Annotated in this window: 14 protein-coding genes; 13 read left to right on the forward strand and 1 reads right to left on the reverse strand. The window is 62.2% G+C overall.

The window, feature by feature from the left end; translation table 11 throughout:
• The first annotated feature begins 15 nt into the window (after nt 1-15).
• The 12 genes from PAN08_RS16925 (at nt 16) to PAN08_RS16980 (ending at nt 16,750) form a co-directional block, all read left to right on the forward strand.
• A complete protein-coding gene (locus PAN08_RS16925; protein WP_269792694.1) occupies nt 16-3,009 on the forward strand; it encodes a TonB-dependent receptor in 2,994 nt (997 codons plus the stop codon).
• A gap of 54 nt (nt 3,010-3,063) precedes the next feature.
• Nucleotides 3,064-4,623: a serine hydrolase domain-containing protein gene (locus tag PAN08_RS16930; RefSeq protein ID WP_269792695.1), complete on the forward strand. Its 1,560-nt coding sequence runs from the start codon at nt 3,064-3,066 to the stop codon at nt 4,621-4,623.
• 43 nt (nt 4,624-4,666) lie between these two features.
• The gene (locus PAN08_RS16935) at nt 4,667-5,311 is read left to right on the forward strand and encodes a M15 family metallopeptidase (protein WP_269792832.1); all 645 of its coding nucleotides are present in this window, start codon (nt 4,667-4,669) and stop codon (nt 5,309-5,311) included.
• Nucleotides 5,312-5,363: 52 nt separating this feature from the next.
• The gene (locus PAN08_RS16940; RefSeq protein WP_269792696.1) at nt 5,364-5,744 is read left to right on the forward strand and encodes a hypothetical protein; all 381 of its coding nucleotides are present in this window, start codon (nt 5,364-5,366) and stop codon (nt 5,742-5,744) included.
• Nucleotides 5,745-5,969: 225 nt separating this feature from the next.
• Nucleotides 5,970-6,308, forward strand: a complete 339-nt coding sequence (locus tag PAN08_RS16945; RefSeq protein ID WP_269792697.1) for an EF-hand domain-containing protein — start codon at nt 5,970-5,972, stop codon at nt 6,306-6,308.
• Nucleotides 6,309-6,433: 125 nt separating this feature from the next.
• Nucleotides 6,434-7,177 carry an HAD family hydrolase gene (locus PAN08_RS16950; protein WP_269792698.1) on the forward strand — a complete coding sequence of 248 codons (744 nt, stop codon included), beginning with the start codon at nt 6,434-6,436 and terminating at the stop codon, nt 7,175-7,177.
• A 29-nt stretch (nt 7,178-7,206) separates the two neighbouring features.
• Nucleotides 7,207-7,749: a hypothetical protein gene (locus tag PAN08_RS16955; RefSeq protein WP_269792699.1), complete on the forward strand. Its 543-nt coding sequence runs from the start codon at nt 7,207-7,209 to the stop codon at nt 7,747-7,749.
• 569 nt (nt 7,750-8,318) lie between these two features.
• Complete coding sequence (gene tssI / locus PAN08_RS16960) at nt 8,319-11,390, forward strand: type VI secretion system tip protein TssI/VgrG (protein WP_269792700.1); 3,072 nt, start codon at nt 8,319-8,321, stop codon at nt 11,388-11,390.
• Nucleotides 11,391-11,633: 243 nt separating this feature from the next.
• Nucleotides 11,634-12,998: a VOC family protein gene (locus tag PAN08_RS16965; RefSeq protein ID WP_269792701.1), complete on the forward strand. Its 1,365-nt coding sequence runs from the start codon at nt 11,634-11,636 to the stop codon at nt 12,996-12,998.
• A gap of 70 nt (nt 12,999-13,068) precedes the next feature.
• Nucleotides 13,069-14,694, forward strand: coding sequence for a VWA domain-containing protein (locus tag PAN08_RS16970; protein ID WP_269792702.1), 1,626 nt, complete (start codon nt 13,069-13,071; stop codon nt 14,692-14,694).
• Between the two features lie 185 nt (nt 14,695-14,879).
• Nucleotides 14,880-16,007, forward strand: coding sequence for an alpha/beta fold hydrolase (locus PAN08_RS16975; RefSeq protein WP_269792703.1), 1,128 nt, complete (start codon nt 14,880-14,882; stop codon nt 16,005-16,007).
• Nucleotides 16,008-16,090: 83 nt separating this feature from the next.
• Nucleotides 16,091-16,750 carry a glutathione S-transferase family protein gene (locus PAN08_RS16980; RefSeq protein WP_269792704.1) on the forward strand — a complete coding sequence of 220 codons (660 nt, stop codon included), beginning with the start codon at nt 16,091-16,093 and terminating at the stop codon, nt 16,748-16,750.
• 48 nt (nt 16,751-16,798) lie between these two features.
• Here PAN08_RS16980 and PAN08_RS16985 read toward each other — a convergent pair whose 3' ends face one another.
• Nucleotides 16,799-17,158, reverse strand: a complete 360-nt coding sequence (locus PAN08_RS16985; protein WP_269792705.1) for a DUF1428 domain-containing protein — start codon at nt 17,156-17,158, stop codon at nt 16,799-16,801.
• Nucleotides 17,159-17,361: 203 nt separating this feature from the next.
• Between PAN08_RS16985 and PAN08_RS16990 the strand changes: the two genes are divergently transcribed.
• Nucleotides 17,362-17,865, forward strand: a complete 504-nt coding sequence (locus PAN08_RS16990) for a hypothetical protein (protein WP_269792706.1) — start codon at nt 17,362-17,364, stop codon at nt 17,863-17,865.
• Nucleotides 17,866-17,868 lie beyond the last annotated feature (3 nt).

The following is a 17,868-nucleotide window of genomic DNA, read 5'->3' on the forward strand; positions in this document are numbered from 1 at the left end:
AGGAGAGAGCAGGGGATGAACACGAAAATGTTGAAAAGGGCGGCACTGACCGTCGCACTGGGTGCCTGTCTGGGCGTCATGGCGCCGAGCGTCATGGCACAGAGCGCGAGCGGTGCCATTGCGGGCCGCGCCAGCTCCGGTGACCAGATCACCATCGTCAACAAGGCGACGGGTTTGACCCGCAGCATCACCGTCGGCAGCGACGGTTCTTACCGTTTGAGTCAGCTGCCAGTGGGTGATTACAGCCTTCAGGTGAAGCGTGGCGGTGAAGTCGATAAGGAACCGGTGGCGGTAAATGTATCGCTGGGCGGCACCACCACGGTAAACCTCGGCGGCGGCGGCAGTGGCGCGGTCACACTGGATTCGGTGCAGGTGGTCGGCTCCAAAATCGTCAACCGGGTCGATGTCTACTCGACCGAATCCTCATTCAACATCAAGCGCGAAGAACTCTCGCGCATGCCGGTTGATCAGAGCGTGGCTGCCGTTGCATTGCTGGCACCGGGCGTGGTGGACTCCGGCTCGAGCTTTGGTGGCTTGAGCTTCGGTGGTTCTTCCGTGGCCGAGAACGTGGCCTACATCAACGGCCTGAATGTCACCGATCCGTACCGCCGTCAGGGTTTCTCCGAGGTTCCCTTCAATTTCTATGAAGAGTTCCAGATCAAGACCGGTGGCTACTCGGCCGAGTTCGGCCGCAGCACCGGTGGCGTCATCAACGCCATCACCCGTTCGGGCGGCAATGAGTTCAAGGGCGGCGTGCAAGTCACCATGGAGCCGTCGGCATGGGCGTCGGATCGGAAGGATCATTTCCACCGCGATGGCACCATTGACGAGCGCAATCGCACCAGCCGCGACCGCGCCCCGCTGACCAAGACCAACGTGTGGGCGTCCGGCCCGATCATGCAGGACAAGCTGTTCTTCTTCGCGATGTACGAAAACCGCGACAGCAAGTCGCAGGACGTCGATAACTCCGAAGCGTGGAAGACCAAGAGCAACAACGATTTCTGGGGCACCAAGCTCGACTGGCGCATCAACGACAACCACCTGCTGGAGTTGCTTGCGTTCTCCGACAAGACGGACTCGGTGACCAGTAGTTACGACGATTACGACTGGGACAGCAACACGTTCGGTGACTCCAGTGGCCAGAGCAGCGGATCTTCCGGTGGTGACAACTGGTCGTTGACGTATACCGGCCACCTCACCGACAACTTCGTCGCCAAGGCGATGTATGGCGTCAACAAGCGTAGTGCAGTGAGCGACAGCCCGTCGGATGGCGACTGCAGCATCATCACGGTGGCGTCCAGCTACACCAAGATATATGGCGAACAGGAAGGCGTGGGTTGCCACCCGACCAACGAAGCCATCAGCAACCGTCAAGACAAGCGTGAAGCGGCGCGCCTGGACTTTGAATGGACATTGGGTGACCACCTGGTTCGTTTCGGTCTGGACCAGGAGGTGATGGATTCAGTCAGCTCGACGGTTTACCCGGGCGATGGATCCACCTATCAGGTGCTCTCCGTAGACGCCGGCAGTTCCGTCAACGGCGTGGCGTTGCCTCCAGGTGTCACCAACATCGTCGACGCACGCTACAAGGTCACCGGTGCGCCGGTCAGCACCAAGGCGCAGGCGTTCTATCTGGAAGACAACTGGAACGTCACCCCGAATCTGTTGCTGAATCTCGGCGTGCGTTTCGACCAGTTCCACAACAAGCTGGCCTCGGGCGCCACCTTTGCCAAGTCCAAGTTCAACGACATGATCTCGCCGCGCCTGGGCTTCAGCTGGGACGTGAAGGGTGATGGCTCGATGAAGGTGTTCGGTAACGCCGGCCGTTACTACACCCCGCTGACCAACAAGCTCACTGACTATTTCGGCGGCGGTACCACCGATGAGCACACCTACTATGCGCTCGATGGCTGGGCACAGAAGCAGAGCTCAAACGGGAATACCTACGTTGTTCCGGTGCTGGGCCAGCAGATCGGCCCGGTCAATACCGAAGGCAATGCCCCGGCACCGACGGATGTGCGCACGGCAGTGGCACGTGACCTGAAGCAGGTGTTCCAGGACGAGTACATCCTTGGCTTCCAGCAGGCGCTCAACGAGGAATGGTCGTACGGCGTCAATGCTACTTACCGCCGTATGACGCGTGCGGTGGAAGATGCGCGCATCAATCACGTCGAAGGCTGCGACTGGTATTCGGGTGACTGGCCGATCATCAACCCGGGTGAAACCAACAAGCTGTGGTGTCCGGATACCAACAGCTGGGTGAGCCTGGACTCGTCCAAGGACGGCTACAAGGCCCTGGGCAGCGGCAACATCATGGGCTACAAGCGGCCCAAGCGTACCTACAAGGCCCTCGAGTTCCAGATCGATCGCAGCTGGAATGACAAGTGGTCGTTCAATGCCAGCTACCTGCTGTCCAAGAGCGAAGGCAACATCGAAGGGCCGGTCAATTCGGACACCGGCTACAACGACACCAACCTGGTGCAGTACTACGATCACCCGGCGGTCAACGAGCGCTTTGGTGTGACCTTCAATGACGCCCGCCACCAGTTCAAACTGCGTGGTGCATTCAAGTTGAATGAGCAGTGGTCCTTCGGCAGCACGTTGTCGGCCCGCTCGGGTGGCCCGATCACCGCGTTTGGCGTGGTGTGGCCGGATGACAACCGCAATGCCGGTGGCCCGGGTGAATACAGTGGCGGTGGTTCGGGCTGGCTGTGCAAAGCCAACTGCTCGACCTGGGCGACCCGTGAGCTGGAGTACTCCGAGCGCGGTGCCTTCGGTCGCATGCCGTGGGTAATTGATCTCGGTGCCAGCGTGATGTGGACCTTGCCGGTGGAGGGCATCGATCTGAAGGCACGCCTGTCGGTCTACAACCTGCTCAACCGGCAGACGGTGGTCAACGTGCACTCCCGTTACGAGAGCACGCCGGGTACGAAGATGCCTTACTTCAGCGAAGGCACAAACTGGCAGGCTCCGCGTTACACGAACCTTGTCGTGACCTGGAACTTCTGATGTAGCGTGTGAGAACGGCCCGCTTCGGCGGGCCGTTCGTTTTTGTGGAGAGGCATGACGATGCGACTGAAATTTCTGCTGGTCATCACCGCAGCATTCCTGAGCGGCCCGGTGCTCGCCGCCGACGCGGACAACGCGCGGATGGACACGCTGGTCGACCAGGCGGTGCAGCGTTATCAGCTGCCGGGTATCGCGGTGGGCGTGATCGAGAATGGCAAAGTCGTCCGTCGCATCACCCGCGGTGAGTTGGCGGTGGGTGAGGGGGCGGCGATCAATGACGACACCTTGTTCAAGATCGCCTCCAACACCAAGGCGATGACCGCTGCGGTGCTTGCGCGGCTGGTGCAGGCCGGCACGCTGCGCTGGGATGACCCGGTGACGAAGCACCTGCCGCAGTTCCGCATGTACGACCCGTGGGTGACGCGCAACATGCAGGTGCGCGACCTGTTGATCCACAACAGTGGGCTGGGACTGGGCGCAGGTGATCTGATGCTGTGGCCCGAGCCGAACCACTTTGACCGCAACGACATCATCGCCGGGCTGGCGCATCTGAAGCCGACCGGGGGCTTTCGCGCTGACTATGCGTACGACAACCTGCTGTACGTGGTGGCCGGCGAAGTGGCGGCGGCCGCAGCAGGCAAACCGTACTCGGTGCTGGTGCGACAGGAAATCTTCGCGCCGCTGGGCATGCAGCGTTGTCAGGTGGGCGAATGGTCGCCGTCTGAAGTGGACAATGTTGCCCGTCCGCATTATCGCGACGGCAAGAAGAACATCGCCGCTGCGGCGGATCCCGCGCGTGTGGACGACTTCCCGTCGATGGCCGCTGGCGGCATTCGCTGCAGTCTCAACGACATGCTGCGCTGGATGCAGGTGCTGCTGGACCCCGCGCAGACACCGGGCTGGCTCGACGCAACGCAACGTCGTGCGCTGTGGACGGCACATATGCCGATGCCGATCAGCCAGCGCCTGCGTGAGTGGGACAACACCCACTTCCTCGCTTATGGCTATGGCTGGCGTCTGTCCGACATGGATGGGCAATGGAAGGTGGCGCACACCGGCACGCTGTCGGGCATGTATTCGTCGCTGGCGTTGTTGCCCGATAGCAAGAACGGCGTGGTGATCCTGATCAACGGCGAGGCCGAGGACGCTCGAACTGCGCTGATGCAGGCCATGCTCAAGCGATACACCGCCCCGGCCGCACATCACGACGTGCTGTATTACGCGCAACGCATTGATCACGACGCCGCACAGCGCCGTTCCGCTGGCCATGTGCGCCCGGCGATGCCAGATCGCCAGCCGCTGAAACGCGACGCTTCCAGCCGCCATAACGGCATATGGCGCGACGCATGGTTTGGTGACGTGCAACTCTGCCCGCACGAGGGCACATTGCGATTCGCCTCAATCAAATCACCGCAGATGCGCGGACAGGTGATGCACAGCGGGGAGCGCTGGTTTGTCGCCTGGGAAACGCAAGGCGAAGACGCCGAGGCATGGCTGGAATTTTCCGGTGATGCCAAGCACCCTGTCCTGCGCATGCGCGCCATCGACCCGGAGATCGACTTCAGCTATGACTATCAGGATCTGGAATTCCAGCGCATCGGCGATTGCCCGTAGCACGTTGATCGCAGCGGCACTGGCGGCCGCTGCCGGCAACGCGATGGCGGTGGAGATATCACCGGCCACCACACCCGCTGACGCCAACATGGTGGATGTCACCACCCTGGCGTCGGGCTTTGCGTTGGACATGCGCTACGCCACCACGGACAACTTCACCGGGCGCGTGGTGCCAGGCTACGAAGCACCACGCTGCTACCTGCTGCAGCCGGTGGCGCAGGCACTGGCGCGTGTGCAGAACGCCTTGCGCGCGCAGGGCTATACGCTGCAGCTGTTCGACTGCTATCGGCCGGCGCATTCGGTGAGGTCGTTCGTGGCCTGGGCACATGACCTGAGCGATCAGCAGGCCAAAGCGCGCTACTACCCCAATGTGGACAAGACCCGCCTGCTCGACGGTTACATCGCCGAGACCTCGGGCCACAGCCGTGGTGCAACTCTCGATCTGGGGCTGCTGCAGTGTCGCCAGGGCGATTGCCAGCCGCTGGACATGGGCACCGGCTTTGACCGCTTCGATCCATTGGCGCATACCGCCAGCCCGGACATCACGCCCGAGCAGAAGCACAATCGCCGGGTGCTGTTGGATGCAATGGGCGCCGAGGGCTTTGCCAACTACCCGATGGAATGGTGGCACTTCACCTTCAAGCCCGAGCCCACGCCTGACACCGCCTACGACTTCCCGGTGCGTTGAGCAGGGGCGGGGCAGGTAGACTGCGCGTCCTTGCCCTGATCCCACCGCGCGCATGAATCTGGTTTTGCACTACGGCCTGCTGGGCTCCCTGGAAGCGGCATTGATTGCCCTGGCGATCGGTTTTGTGGTGTTCGCGCTGTGGTGGCAGGTGTGCAAGCGCACCGGTCTGTCGGATGGGCACGCCATTGCCTGGGCCTGCCTGCTGGCGATCGCCATCGCGGCGGGTGTGGACAGCTGGAATCTGTTTTACCTCGGGATGATGGGTCTGGAGTCGCCGCTATACGTCAAATTGGCGTTGGCCAGCATCCACGACCCGGACCAACTGGGCACTCGCGTGGTGCTGGAACTGATTGGCGCCACCGTAGGCGTGGGTCTTGGCTGGTGGTTGTTCAGTTCGCGGCAATCTTTGCGTGACACCACCGATGCGCCTTAAACGCCGTTTGCTGCCGGCTTAAGTGTGATGAATGGAACACTCGAATCACCGTGTTACATCTGCTTCACGGTTGTCTAACCACGGCGGTAACCGCATCCGCCGGTGTGGTGGTTAACACGATGTTTTGAGGCGATTTGCAGGGGCAGGACGATTCAGTTGCAGCTTGTCACGGTAGGGGCGTGCGGAGTTTCCGTGCGTTTCCCAAAAAAAGACGAGGTACACCTGATGACCCTTCGTAATCGCACCCCGTTGTTCGCTCTGGTTGCCCTTGTAGGTTCCGCGCTGGCACTGCCGGCCATGGCCCAGGACGCGCAGGATCAGGCTGCAACCCAGGCGCAGCAGGAACAAGCCGCCGGTCAGGCCCAGGGCGCAGCGGCCGCCAATAGTGATAGTGGCGGGCAGACGTGGGCCAGTGTCGACACTGATGGCGACGGCAGCATCAGCAAGGCCGAATCGCAGGCCAATGCCGGTCTTGCCCAGGTGTTTGATGACGCCGACGCCGACAAGGACGGCAAGTTGACTCAGGAGGAGTACCGCACCTACGCGGCGAAGCAGCAGAAGTAAGCAAGTCTGTTGTTCCGCTGCAAACCCCTCTCCCGCACGCGGGAGAGGGGTGAGGGGCAGCTCTTGAGGCTTGAGCTTCAAGCATCAAAAACACCGCCGCGCAGCCACGCGTTATCCTGTGCGGCATGAACCCGAACACATCCCTTTCCGCCATCGGCCTGGTCGGCTTTGATGGCGATGACACGCTCTGGAAGAGCGAGGACTACTACCGTCTGGCCGAGCAGGAATTCGAGGCCATCCTCGGTCACTACATTGACCTGCACGACGCGCAGACCGCACAGCACCTGCTCAAGGTCGAACGCCGCAATCTGGAGATCTTCGGCTACGGCGCCAAGGGCATGACCCTGTCGATGCTGGAAGCCGCCATCGAGCTGACCGACGAAAAGATTTCCGCTCACGATCTGCACCAGATCATCGAGATCGGTCGTCGCACCCTGCAGCATCCGGTGGAAGTGATCGACGGCGTGCGTGAGGCGGTAGCCGCCATCGCAGCCGACTACCCGGTGGTGCTCATCACCAAGGGCGATCTGTTCCACCAGGAGCAGAAGATCGAGCGTTCCGGCCTGCGTGATCTGTTCCCGCGCATCGAAATTGTTTCCGAGAAGGATCTGTCCACCTACGCGCGCGTGCTGGCCGAGTTCAAGTTGCCGGCGGAGCGTTTCGTGATGGTCGGCAACTCGCTGCGCTCGGATATCGAACCGGTGTTGGGCCTGGGTGGCTGGGGCGTGTATACGCCGTATGCAGTCACCTGGGCGCATGAAGCCGAGCATGGGGTGTCTGACGACGCCCCACGCCTGCACCATGCCGACACGGCGCACCAGTGGCCGGATGCGGTACGCGCCATTGCCGCACAGGCGGCGGGCAACTGAGGGTGGCGGCGCCCCGCGCCCAGCGTTGCATGTGGCAGTGGCCTGCCCGTTGCGCATTGGTGCTGGGCGTGCTGGCCGCTGTGCCGTTGGCTGCACAGGCGCAACAGCCGACGGCCACTGTGCCCGCCATTCCCGAGTACGCAGCAGGCACGGGTGACGCCTGGGTTGATCGGCAACTGGCCGACATCAACGCCTATGCCGCGCGTTATCCCGAGGCCTTCATCGATGAGTTGTCGCGTTATGCCGGTGCCCGGCCGGCATACGTGGAAGCGCTGCTGCGCAACCATGGCTGGAAGCCGGCAGATGTCTACTTCGCCTGTTTCTGGGCACATGTGACTGACAGTTCCTGCCGCACGCTGGTACGTGCCCGCAGCAACATGCCGGATAGGGGCTGGAAAGCCGTGCTGGACAGCCTGCAACCGCCGCCAGAAAACCTGCACTGGCGCGCGTTGCGCCACGCCATCGTCGCAAGCTACGACCATTGGGACCGCCCGATCACCCTGGATACCTTGCTCAAGCGCCAGCTGGGCGACCGTACACAGCGCGATGCGGCGGCGAGAAAGGCGAATTGAGAATTGTCTCAATACCGTGATGTTGTCGCGCATGCTCAACGTGCACTGCGCGCCTACGTTCTCGTCGAAATGATGTAAGCGCGAACACGGCTCTCAGCGTGCTCGAGGCGAAAGCCTAGCCCGGCTAAGCGCGCCTGCCCCACGCTTTGGGCGACCCAATTTGTCATGACGCATGACTCCTGCCACGCGTGACCGAGACATTCGGAGTGCGTGGAGGGTTGTGGCTACAAGAGCTGGCTGAGCGAACTGCTCAGTCATCTGTAGACCGTGTTCGATGCAATATCAGATGACGGCCGTTGGGAAATTACGAAGGGTCTATCTGCTTAAGGCTGTTGCCTCCTGCGGCGGTGTCAGCGTTCGGCGATTGCTGGAGCGGATGGGAAAAACCCAGGCTGGAATGTGGCACTAGGGGAATCCCAGTCCAATGACTGTGCACGGACATCGGGCAGTAATCAGACGAAATTTTGAGATCAATTGTGATTAAGCGTAATATAGCGTGATAAATTCGCACGCTTAATTCTTAGAAGGGCCCGCCGATCTGGTGGGTTGTCCCCAAGGATGGGACTGCCATGGATCAGTTGAACAACCTGATGGCACAGGTTTCTGTGTTGAGTGACGGTCAGCGTCTATACCGCTTGCAGTCCGAAGGAGTCGGTGCCTGCGTGGTGGATCGATGGTGGGGGCGTGATGCGCTGAGCGCGCACACGACCACGGAAGTGGATGTGCTCTCCATGGAGCAGGGGTTGGTTCTGGATGATCTGCTCGGAACTCAGGTTTCCTTGCTGACCCGTACTGCAGAGGGAATTTGGTGGCGACGCAGCGGCCTGATTCACGAAGCCCGCAGGTTGTGCAGTGATGGTGGCCTGGTGCGCTATCGCTTGTTGCTGGCATCGTGGACGTGGTGGTTGCAGCACGCACGCAACAGCCGTGTGTTTCAGGAAAAGACTGTCCGCCAGATAGTGGATTCCGTGCTGGCTGAACATGGCGAGTTGGCACGCTGGCGATGGGCCGAGGGATGTGATGCCTTCCTCGGTACCCGCTCACGCAGCTACTGCGTGCAGTACCGCGAAAGTGATCTTTCGTTCATGCAGCGTATCTTGGCCGAAGAGGGATTGGCGTGGCGCCTGTATGCCGATGACCAAGCCCGATGTGGAAACGGCATGGAAATTTTTGCCGATAGCATCGTTCTTCCGGAGGACGATGCCAGCGCTTCGGTGGGCATTCGCTTCCATCGCAACGATTCCATCGAGTCCAGCGATGGCATCCAGGCACTGGGCCGTCGGCATGAACTGAGCAGCACGCGGGTAACGTTGCTGAGTGACGACTATCGGCAGGCAAGCATCGTCGGGCTTCAGCTTCCAATGGATGGCGGCGGTGAGTTGTCGCAGCGGGAGAGCTATGACGCGGTAGGCGCCCATGCATTCTCCGATAGTCGCGAGGGCTATCACTACGCGCGTATCCAAGCACAAGCACGCGAAGTTCACCGCCGTACCTGGAACGGACAGGGAAGCGTGCGTGGCCTCCAATCGGGTACGTGGTTGAGCGTGCAGAAGGCGCCGTTCGTGCAGCCACCCGAGTTGCTGTTGGTGGAGGTCGAGCACACCGGCATCAACAATATTCCAACAGATGTGCGGAGCGAACTGGGTGAAGCACAGGGCGTGATGAGTATGCTTGGGGCCAGTCTGGCGTGCTGGGAACAGGCCGAGAAAACAGGTTACGGCAATGCCTTCAAGGCGACTGAGCGCAGCTTGCCGTGGCGCCCGGTGCTGGAGGATGAAACCGGCGCACGCCTGAATCCGCGCCCGACCGCACCGGGTTATCAGACCGCACTGGTTGTCGCTGCGCATGACGGAAGCGGGCAGGATGTGCATGCGGATGCTTTGGGACGGATACGGGTTCGATTCCACTTTCAAAACGGGGAGGGACACAGCACCTGGCTGCGCGTCGCGCAACGTTATGCGGGCCACGGCGTGGGAAGCCAGTTCCTACCGCGTGTCGGCCAGGAAGTGATTGTCGGATTTCTGCATGGAGACATTGACCTGCCCATCGTGCTTGGCGCGCTATACAACGGTCGTGGCGAAGGCGGTGTTGCGCCGACCCCCGGCGGTGCCGAAGGGACTTCGGATCGCAGCGGATACGCGCGCGCGACCGACCAGCGCACCAGTGCGCAGGCCAATCTGAGTGGTGGCCATGCCCCTGCCTGGCATGCAGCGGGCGGCGGTGAGGACGCGCATCGACATGAGGGCGCCGTATGGGGCATCCGCTCACAGGAATGGAACGGCGGGCAAGGCAGCAATCACGTGATGTTTGATGACTCCGATCAACAGTTGCGCGTGCAGTTGGCTAGCAGCCAGCAGACCTCGCAATTGACGCTCGGCCATCTGCGGCACCAGACGGACAACTTCCTTGGCAGTCTGCGCGGCACCGGCTTTGAACTGCGCAGCGACGCATGGGGCGCGATACGCGCGACTGCCGGTGGGTGGCTCACCGCTTATGGCCGCCAGCAGCCAGCCCCTGCCGGCGAAGTCGTGCAGCCAGCAGCGTTGCTAAAACAACTGCAAACCATGAGTAATCGTTTCAGTGCGGTGGCACGCACGCATCAGACCAGCCCTTTGATGATGGAAGAGGGTGCACACGGCAAAGAGGTCATGGAAATGCATCGAGACCGACACCAGTTTGCAGATCGCGGTGTCAATGTCGCTGCATGGACAAGAGCGATAAAGAGAAATGAGGCGGAGGTCGAAGCGGCTCGGACCCGAGGAGACGCGGAGCTAACCATTGGGTGGTATGAAGATAGAGTTGAGAACTCTCGCAAAGAGCTGCGTATCGCCCAGAATCGTCGCATCCACAGTTTCGGTCTTCCGGATGAGCTGGCAACCGAGAATGGCACCGGAGATCTGATGATCCGCACTCGGATGGGCGGGCACATCATCAGCTTTTCGGGGTTTTTGGTATCCAAAGAAGGGGACCCTCATCGCGAGATGGTTTTGGCGCAGATCCGCAGCGACATCAAACGCATGCGTCTACGTGCACCCGGTGAAATTCCGGATGAACCCGGTGTTTGCTTCCCCGGTTTGTTCTTCGCCGATGACGGTACGGGCGACTATCAGGCACATGCCTCGTTCCGCTATGTGGACCGCCCGAACATCGCTTACAGCATCGATACCGGGTACGTGCCGGCACCGGAGGCAGACGGCGGCGTGGCCTTTCCACCGGTTTCCAACTGGCGCCGTGTTTTGGCCTATCCCGGTGTGCTGTTGACGATGCCGGCGGACAACGTGATACGTCGCGACGTGGTTCGGCCCACCGGCATTCTTGCCGGCGGTTTGAGCTTCGACAAGACCGGTATCGCCATCACGCGCAAGGGCAAGAGCTGGCGTGAACCGAATCTGCGCACCTACCAGCTGTATTCGGGGATGCCGGGCATCGCGGGCGTGCAGGCAATGCCGTTTGTGGCGATGACGATTCAGAGTTGGTCGCAGCAGGCGTATCCACAACTGCAGCAACAGCCACCGCCGATGGAGGAGAGCGAGAAGCGCTTCGACGCGATCCTGCACAACATGCACCTGCGCCATACCACGCCGGAGATGCCGGACTACGTGCGTCTGCTGGGTGAGAAGACGCGTGAACCCGTTGAGTAGTTGAAGCAGAGGGTGAGCGTCAAGCCGGACGTCGGCTGGGCTGAAATCCCAGCGCTCTTGTTCACCGCCCTGGGTGTCGCCCGGATTTCATCCACATTTATATGTCCCGGCTGCCACGGCTGACCCAAACTCTCGGTAATTCACGCCGGATATCGGTCGGGATTGTTAGCCGGCGGATAGGCGTTGCCTGCCATTCCGGGCGAAAATGGCGGCTCCTTCGATCCAGCGCCAGCGCACTTCATCATGACCGCCGACCGTTTCGTTTCTTCCGACCACATTCGCAGCCTGTTCTCGCAGGCCATGTCGCATATGTACCGCACCGAAGTGCCGCTGTACGGCACGCTGATGGAGCTGGTTGGGGAGGTGAATACCGATGTGCTGGCCGCACAGCCGGCGCTGGCCGCGCAGATGCAGCGCAGCGGTGAGCGCGACCGCCTGGAGGTGGAGCGCCACGGCGCCATCCGCGTTGGCACCGCGCAGGAGCTGGCGACGCTGGGCCGTTTGTTTGCGGTGATGGGCATGCAGCCGGTCGGTTATTACGACCTGTCCGTCGCGGGCGTGCCGGTGCACTCCACTGCGTTCCGTCCGGTGGATGGCGAGGCGCTCAACCGCAACCCGTTCCGTGTGTTTACCTCGTTGCTGCGTCTTGAGTTGATTGAAGACGACGTCCTGCGTACGCAGGCGGCGGAGATACTGTCCCGCCGCAACATCTTCACCCCCGGCGTGCTGCAGCTCATCGCGCAGTGCGAACGCGAGGGTGGTCTGAGTGAAGACGATGCGTGGCGCTTTGTGGTCGAGGCGCTGGAAACCTTCCGTTGGCACAACGAAGCCACCGTGTCGCTGCAGACTTACCACGCGCTGCACGGCGCGCATCGTCTGGTGGCCGACGTGGTCAGCTTCCGCGGTCCGCACATCAACCACCTCACGCCACGCACGCTGGATATCGATGCCGCGCAGGCACAGATGCATGCCCGTGGCCTTGCTGCCAAGGCGGTGATCGAAGGCCCGCCGCGTCGCGAATGCCCGATCCTGCTGCGCCAGACCAGCTTCAAGGCGCTGGAGGAGATGGTGCATTTCCCCTCCGACGACGACAACGAAGCGGGGACGCACACCGCACGTTTTGGCGAGATTGAACAACGTGGCCTGGCGCTGACGCCGAAGGGCCGCGCGCTGTATGACACGTTGCTGGCGCAGGCGCGCGAAAGTGGCGGCGCTGGCAGCACTGGTGGCGACTATATGCAGCGCCTGCAGGCGGCATTTTCCGGCTTCCCGGACGAGCATGGCGTGCTGCGTCGCGAAGGCTTGGGCTATTACCGTTATGCGTTGACCGACGCCGGCCAGGCCCTGCCTGCGACGGAACGTGATCTGCCGGCGGAAGTGTTGATCGAACGCGGGCTGGCAACGGCCGATCCGATCATCTACGAAGATTTCCTGCCGGTCAGTGCCGCAGGTATCTTCCAGTCCAACCTCGGTGGCGGCGAGCAGCGCGCTTACGCCGCACGCGCCAACCGCGATGCATTCGAGCAGGCATTGGGGGCGACCGTCAGCGACGAATTCGGCATCTACGAGCATCTGCAGGCTGAATCGTTGGCCACCCTGTCAATCTGACAGGGTGGGGTGCAGCCACGGCACGCGCGATGCCGGTATGCTCGGGCCACCCGAGGCAAGGAGCTGGCCCATGAAGTTGTGCACAGGTGTGTTGGTTGCGATCACGGTCGTGATGTTGCCAGGCTGTTTCAAGAAGGTCGCCGAGGCACCTGAGCAGTTCTACCGCATGGCCCCTCCTTCGCCCCCGGCTCCGGCGGCGCACTTCAACTATGCCGCGCCAGCGCTGGTCGTCAGCGGCTCGACGCAGGTGCCTGCCGCCAATACCGAGGTCTACGAACGGCCGGCAGACAACCCGGTCAAGCGCACCAGCGAGCAGCCGGTCTCCACCTTTTCGGTGGATGTGGACACCGGCAGCTACAGCAATGTGCGGCGCATGCTGGAAAGTGGCGTGCGACCACCGGCCGATGCGGTGCGAGCCGAGGAATTCATCAACTATTTCGACTACAGCTACGCGGTGCCGGCCGACAAGGCCACGCCGTTCCGCGTGCACACCGAGCTGGCCGTTGCGCCGTGGGACAAGCGCAAGCAGGTGATGATGATCGGCATCAAGGGTTACGAGCAGGCCCAGGCAAGCCTGCCGCCGATGAACCTGGTGTTCCTGATTGATACCTCCGGCTCGATGTACTCGGACGACAAGCTGCCGCTGCTCAAGCGAGCGTTCGCGCAGCTGGTGCCGCAGCTGCGCAGTCAGGACCGGGTGGCCATCGTTGCTTATGCCGGTTCGGCCGGCTTGGTGCTTGAGCCCACCCGTGGCGATCAGCGCGGCAAGATACTGGCCGCGCTGGAGCAGTTGCAGGCCGGGGGAAGCACCAATGGTGGTGCTGGCATCGAGCTCGCCTATGCCATGGCCAAGCAGTCGTTTGTGGAAGGCGGCGCCAACCGCGTCATCCTGGCCACCGACGGTGATTTCAACGTTGGCATCGCCAATCGTCAGGCGCTGGAAACGCTGGTGGCCGACCAGCGCAAGAGCGGCGTGGCATTGACCACGCTGGGCTTTGGTACGGGCAACTACAGCGACGCGATGGCCGAGCGGCTGGCAGATGTCGGCGATGGCAACCATGCCTATATCGATAGCCTGTCCGAGGCGCGACGCGTGCTTGTGCGTGAGATGGGGAGCACCTTGTTCACCATTGCCCGTGACGTGAAAATCCAGGTCGAGTTCAACCCGTCGCGTGTCGCCGAGTACCGCTTGATCGGTTATGAAAACCGCGTGCTCAACAACGAAGATTTCGCCAACGACAAAGTGGATGCCGGCGATATCGGCCCCGGCCATGAAGTCACGGCCCTGTACGAAATCGTGACGGTAGGCAGTGGTGCCGAGCAGCTGCCGGCGCTGCGTTACGGCGACAAGCCTGCGGCCAATACCGCGCATGGCGATGAAGTGGCCGAGGTGCGTCTGCGCTACAAGCTGCCGGACAAGGACAGCAGCGAGCTCATCACCCGCCCGATTCTGGCCAGCAGCCTGCAGACCACGCCGAGTGAGTCGTTGCGCTTTGCCTCGGCAGTGGCCGGCTTTGCCGACGCCCTGCGCGGTGGTGAACGCATGCCCGGCTGGAGTTGGGAGCAGATAGAGGCAACGGCGCGCGGCGCACGTGGTGACGATCCCGAAGGCGAGCGTGCGCAGTTCATCCAGTTGCTGCGTGCGGGGCAGGCGATGATTGCGCCGGCCAAGCCGTCCGGCAACACGACGGATTGACGCCAACGGCGAGTGTCCATTGAGCGAGGAGCGCGGTTGGGTCAGCACTCTCACGTTTGGCCGAAGCGTGGCACCCAACCCGGCCGCGCGAAGCCCGTTCACAGCAGTACCGCTGGTCCCGGCGGTCGTCCACACGACACGCGACAAGCAGGGATGGCGGCCCTTCGTTCGACGGAGCAGGTGGCATGGAAATGGCGTTCCCTAGAGGACTGGCGTGGATGCTGTGGGTGGCGATGTGTGGCGTGGCTTCTTTACCCGCTGCGGCCGAACCGGGGCAGCTACTCAGCGCCAGACCTATGAACGATGCACCGGCGGGCGCAAACGCATGGCGCATCCGTTACGAAACCACCGACGTTGACGGCGACCGCACGCAATCCAGTGGCGTGCTGGTGGTACCGGAGGGCGCAGCGCCACCGGGCGGGCGCGAGGTGGTGGCATGGGCGCACGGCACCGTTGGCATTGATTCGTCCTGCACGCCCATCCGCACACTGGATCAGATTCCCGGTTTGGCCGACATGCTGGCGCGCGGCTGGGTGGTGGTGGCGACCGACTACCCTGGCCTCGGCACACGCGGCCCGCACGCGTATCTGGTGGGCGATGCAGCGGCGGCTGCGGTGTTGGATTCAGTTCGTGCGGCGCGCAACTTCGCCCAAGCACATGCCGGGCAGCGCTTTGTTGCCTGGGGTCATTCGCAGGGTGCCCACGCCGCGTTGTTCAGTGGGCGCCGCGCACTGGCCTATGCGCCTGAACTGCAGATCCTTGGCATCGCTGCGGTTTCGCCGCCGACCGAGCTGGCCGAGAACATGAAGCAGGCCGACGTCACCGTGCGCGCGGTGCTTACCGCCTTCACCGCCGAAAGCTGGTCGAAGGTGTATGGCGCTGATCTCTCCACCATTGCCGATCGCACCACACAAGGTGTGATCGAACGTGCCACCCGTGCTTGTGAAGGTGACCGCCTTTCGGCTGCCGCGTTGCTACGGGTGCTGCGCCTGCGTTTGCGGCTAGGCAATCTCGACCTCAGCGGACATGCGCCGTGGGATGCGTTGATGGCACGCAATTCGTTGAATGCACTGGACGCAGCCAGCCCACCATTGCTGATCGTCCAATCCGATGGCGACAAACTGGTGACCTCGCCGGTGACGCGCGGCTTCTTCGAGCGTAGTTGTCAGCGCGGTGCGGTCGCGCGCTATGTGTCATTGCCAGACACCGGCCATGCAACCACGGCCATCGCCTCGGCCAACGATGCGATTGGATGGATCGCGCAGCGCTTCTCCGCGCAGCCCATGCAGAATGATTGCCCCGATCCCATCTGATCGCTCGCCGCCCCGGTTGCACGGCCTGCGCCCTGACGTTACAACGGTCGCCGCCGGGGCGTGCATGCCCCAGGAGTCAAGCCATGTCGCTGGCGTTCTATGGTCACCCGTTTTCCTCGTACACGCAGAAAGTGCTGATTGCGTTGTATGAAAATGACATCCCCTTTGAGTTCCGCTGTCTGGGACCAGACACGCCGGAACATGCTGCCGAGTGGTTGCGGCGGTGGCCGGTAGGCAAGTTCCCGTTGCTGCTGGATGGCGACACTGCGGTGGTGGAGACCAGCATCATCATCGAGTACCTGCAGCAGACACGCCCCGGTGCCGTGCGGTTGCTGCCCGATGATGCGCGGCAGGCACTGGACGCGCGCTTCCTTGATCGCTTCTTCGACCTGCATGTGATGAGCCCGGTGCAGCATGCGGTGGGCGGCGCCTTGAGTGGCGATGCGGACAAGGCGCGGGACGCATTGGCACATGCTCGCGACAAATTGGAACTGAGCTACGCCTGGGCAGAGACCCAGTTGCCAGGGCGCAGCTGGGCCTGCGGTGATGCGTTCAGCCTTGCCGATTGCGCTGCTGCTCCGTCGCTGTTCTACGCCGATTGGGTGCACCGCATTGGCCCGGCCTATCCGCTGCTGCGCGCATATCGCCAACGCCTGCTGGCGCGGCCGTCGTTTGCGCGCGCCGTGGAAGAGGCGCGCCCTTATCGTCCGCTGTTTCCCTTGGGTGCACCTGATCGGGATTGATAGGCCGTTGCCATACCGCGAATCAGGTGTGCATCCCCTGCCAGTGCGCTACTTCGTCAGATCAAGCAGTGGCACGAAGCCGCCGTAGATCAGGCGTTTTCCATCGAACGGCATGGGATTGGTGGCTGGATCCATGCGTGGATCCTCCATCATCTTCTGCATGCCGACATCGCGCGTGGCTTTGTCGGGCCATTCAATCCAGGAGAACACCACCGTCTCGTCCTCTTTGGCCAGCACCGCGCGGAAGAAATCCGTGAGCTGGCCATGTGTCACGTCGTCGCCCCAACATTCCACGACACGCAAGGCGCCGAACTCAATGAACACTGCATCGCCGGTACGTGCATGGGCGAGAAACTTCTCTTTGTTGGCCGTGGGTACGGCGGCAATGAAACCATCAACATAAGACATGGAAAACCTCCGCTGGGGTGAATGGCAAACACGGCTTTCAGGCCCGCAGCGCTGGAAGTGCCGGGGCGGACAATGTCCTCCTTGGGGCGTTGTGAAAGTGTCGAGAGGATGCGAAGAATTGAAGCTGTCTGTGCGGCGGTGCCGATTCATGTTGCACCTGCGGATTACCATCAGGGCCACGTCCAATCACGTAGGGAGCACGTATGGAAATCATGAATCCGTATCGGCAGGGGCTGTTGGCAATGGCCTGTTTGCTGAGCCTGGCCGCCTGTGGCGGCGCCGCGCCGGCGCCGCAAACCGCCGCATCGCCGGACGTACCGGAAGCCACTGCACCGGCGGCAAGCCCGGGCAGCGTCGTACACACACCAGTAGCGCCCGTTGCCGCCACGCATGCCTGCATGATTGCCGGTGAATTCACGCTCATGGGCAGAACCATCCGCTCACGCGATTGCGTGCAGACCACCGCCGGATCCAGTGAGGCCGAGTTGCAGCGCATGTGTAGCGGGCTGGCGCAGACGTCCGCACAGATGGGCGGCAAGGCCGGTGAGGTCGATTACATGGACGCCTGCCCGTCACCGTCGCAGGGCAGCTGCAAGAAGTTGTTCGGTGGCAAGTTTGATGGCTACTACTACGAGCGCACATCGCAAGACCTTGTAGACCTGCCGGCAAGCTGCGCGCAGGGCGGCGGCACCTGGGTGGCGGGCTGATAC

The sequence above is a fragment of the Stenotrophomonas sp. Iso1 genome, assembly GCF_027497995.1.
Taxonomy (GTDB): Bacteria; Pseudomonadota; Gammaproteobacteria; order Xanthomonadales; family Xanthomonadaceae; genus Stenotrophomonas.

Coding starts and splice junctions, on each gene's coding strand:
- tssI (WP_269792700.1), top strand. CDS start 8,319: ATGGATCAGTTGAACAACCTGATGGCACAGGTTTCTGTGTTGAGTGAC.
- PAN08_RS16930 (WP_269792695.1), top strand. CDS start 3,064: ATGACGATGCGACTGAAATTTCTGCTGGTCATCACCGCAGCATTCCTG.
- PAN08_RS16935 (WP_269792832.1), top strand. CDS start 4,667: ATGGCGGTGGAGATATCACCGGCCACCACACCCGCTGACGCCAACATG.
- PAN08_RS16980 (WP_269792704.1), top strand. CDS start 16,091: ATGTCGCTGGCGTTCTATGGTCACCCGTTTTCCTCGTACACGCAGAAA.
- PAN08_RS16990 (WP_269792706.1), top strand. CDS start 17,362: ATGGAAATCATGAATCCGTATCGGCAGGGGCTGTTGGCAATGGCCTGT.
- PAN08_RS16945 (WP_269792697.1), top strand. CDS start 5,970: ATGACCCTTCGTAATCGCACCCCGTTGTTCGCTCTGGTTGCCCTTGTA.
- PAN08_RS16985 (WP_269792705.1), bottom strand. CDS start 17,158: ATGTCTTATGTTGATGGTTTCATTGCCGCCGTACCCACGGCCAACAAA.
- PAN08_RS16955 (WP_269792699.1), top strand. CDS start 7,207: ATGTGGCAGTGGCCTGCCCGTTGCGCATTGGTGCTGGGCGTGCTGGCC.
- PAN08_RS16970 (WP_269792702.1), top strand. CDS start 13,069: ATGAAGTTGTGCACAGGTGTGTTGGTTGCGATCACGGTCGTGATGTTG.
- PAN08_RS16965 (WP_269792701.1), top strand. CDS start 11,634: ATGACCGCCGACCGTTTCGTTTCTTCCGACCACATTCGCAGCCTGTTC.
- PAN08_RS16940 (WP_269792696.1), top strand. CDS start 5,364: ATGAATCTGGTTTTGCACTACGGCCTGCTGGGCTCCCTGGAAGCGGCA.
- PAN08_RS16975 (WP_269792703.1), top strand. CDS start 14,880: ATGGAAATGGCGTTCCCTAGAGGACTGGCGTGGATGCTGTGGGTGGCG.
- PAN08_RS16925 (WP_269792694.1), top strand. CDS start 16: ATGAACACGAAAATGTTGAAAAGGGCGGCACTGACCGTCGCACTGGGT.
- PAN08_RS16950 (WP_269792698.1), top strand. CDS start 6,434: ATGAACCCGAACACATCCCTTTCCGCCATCGGCCTGGTCGGCTTTGAT.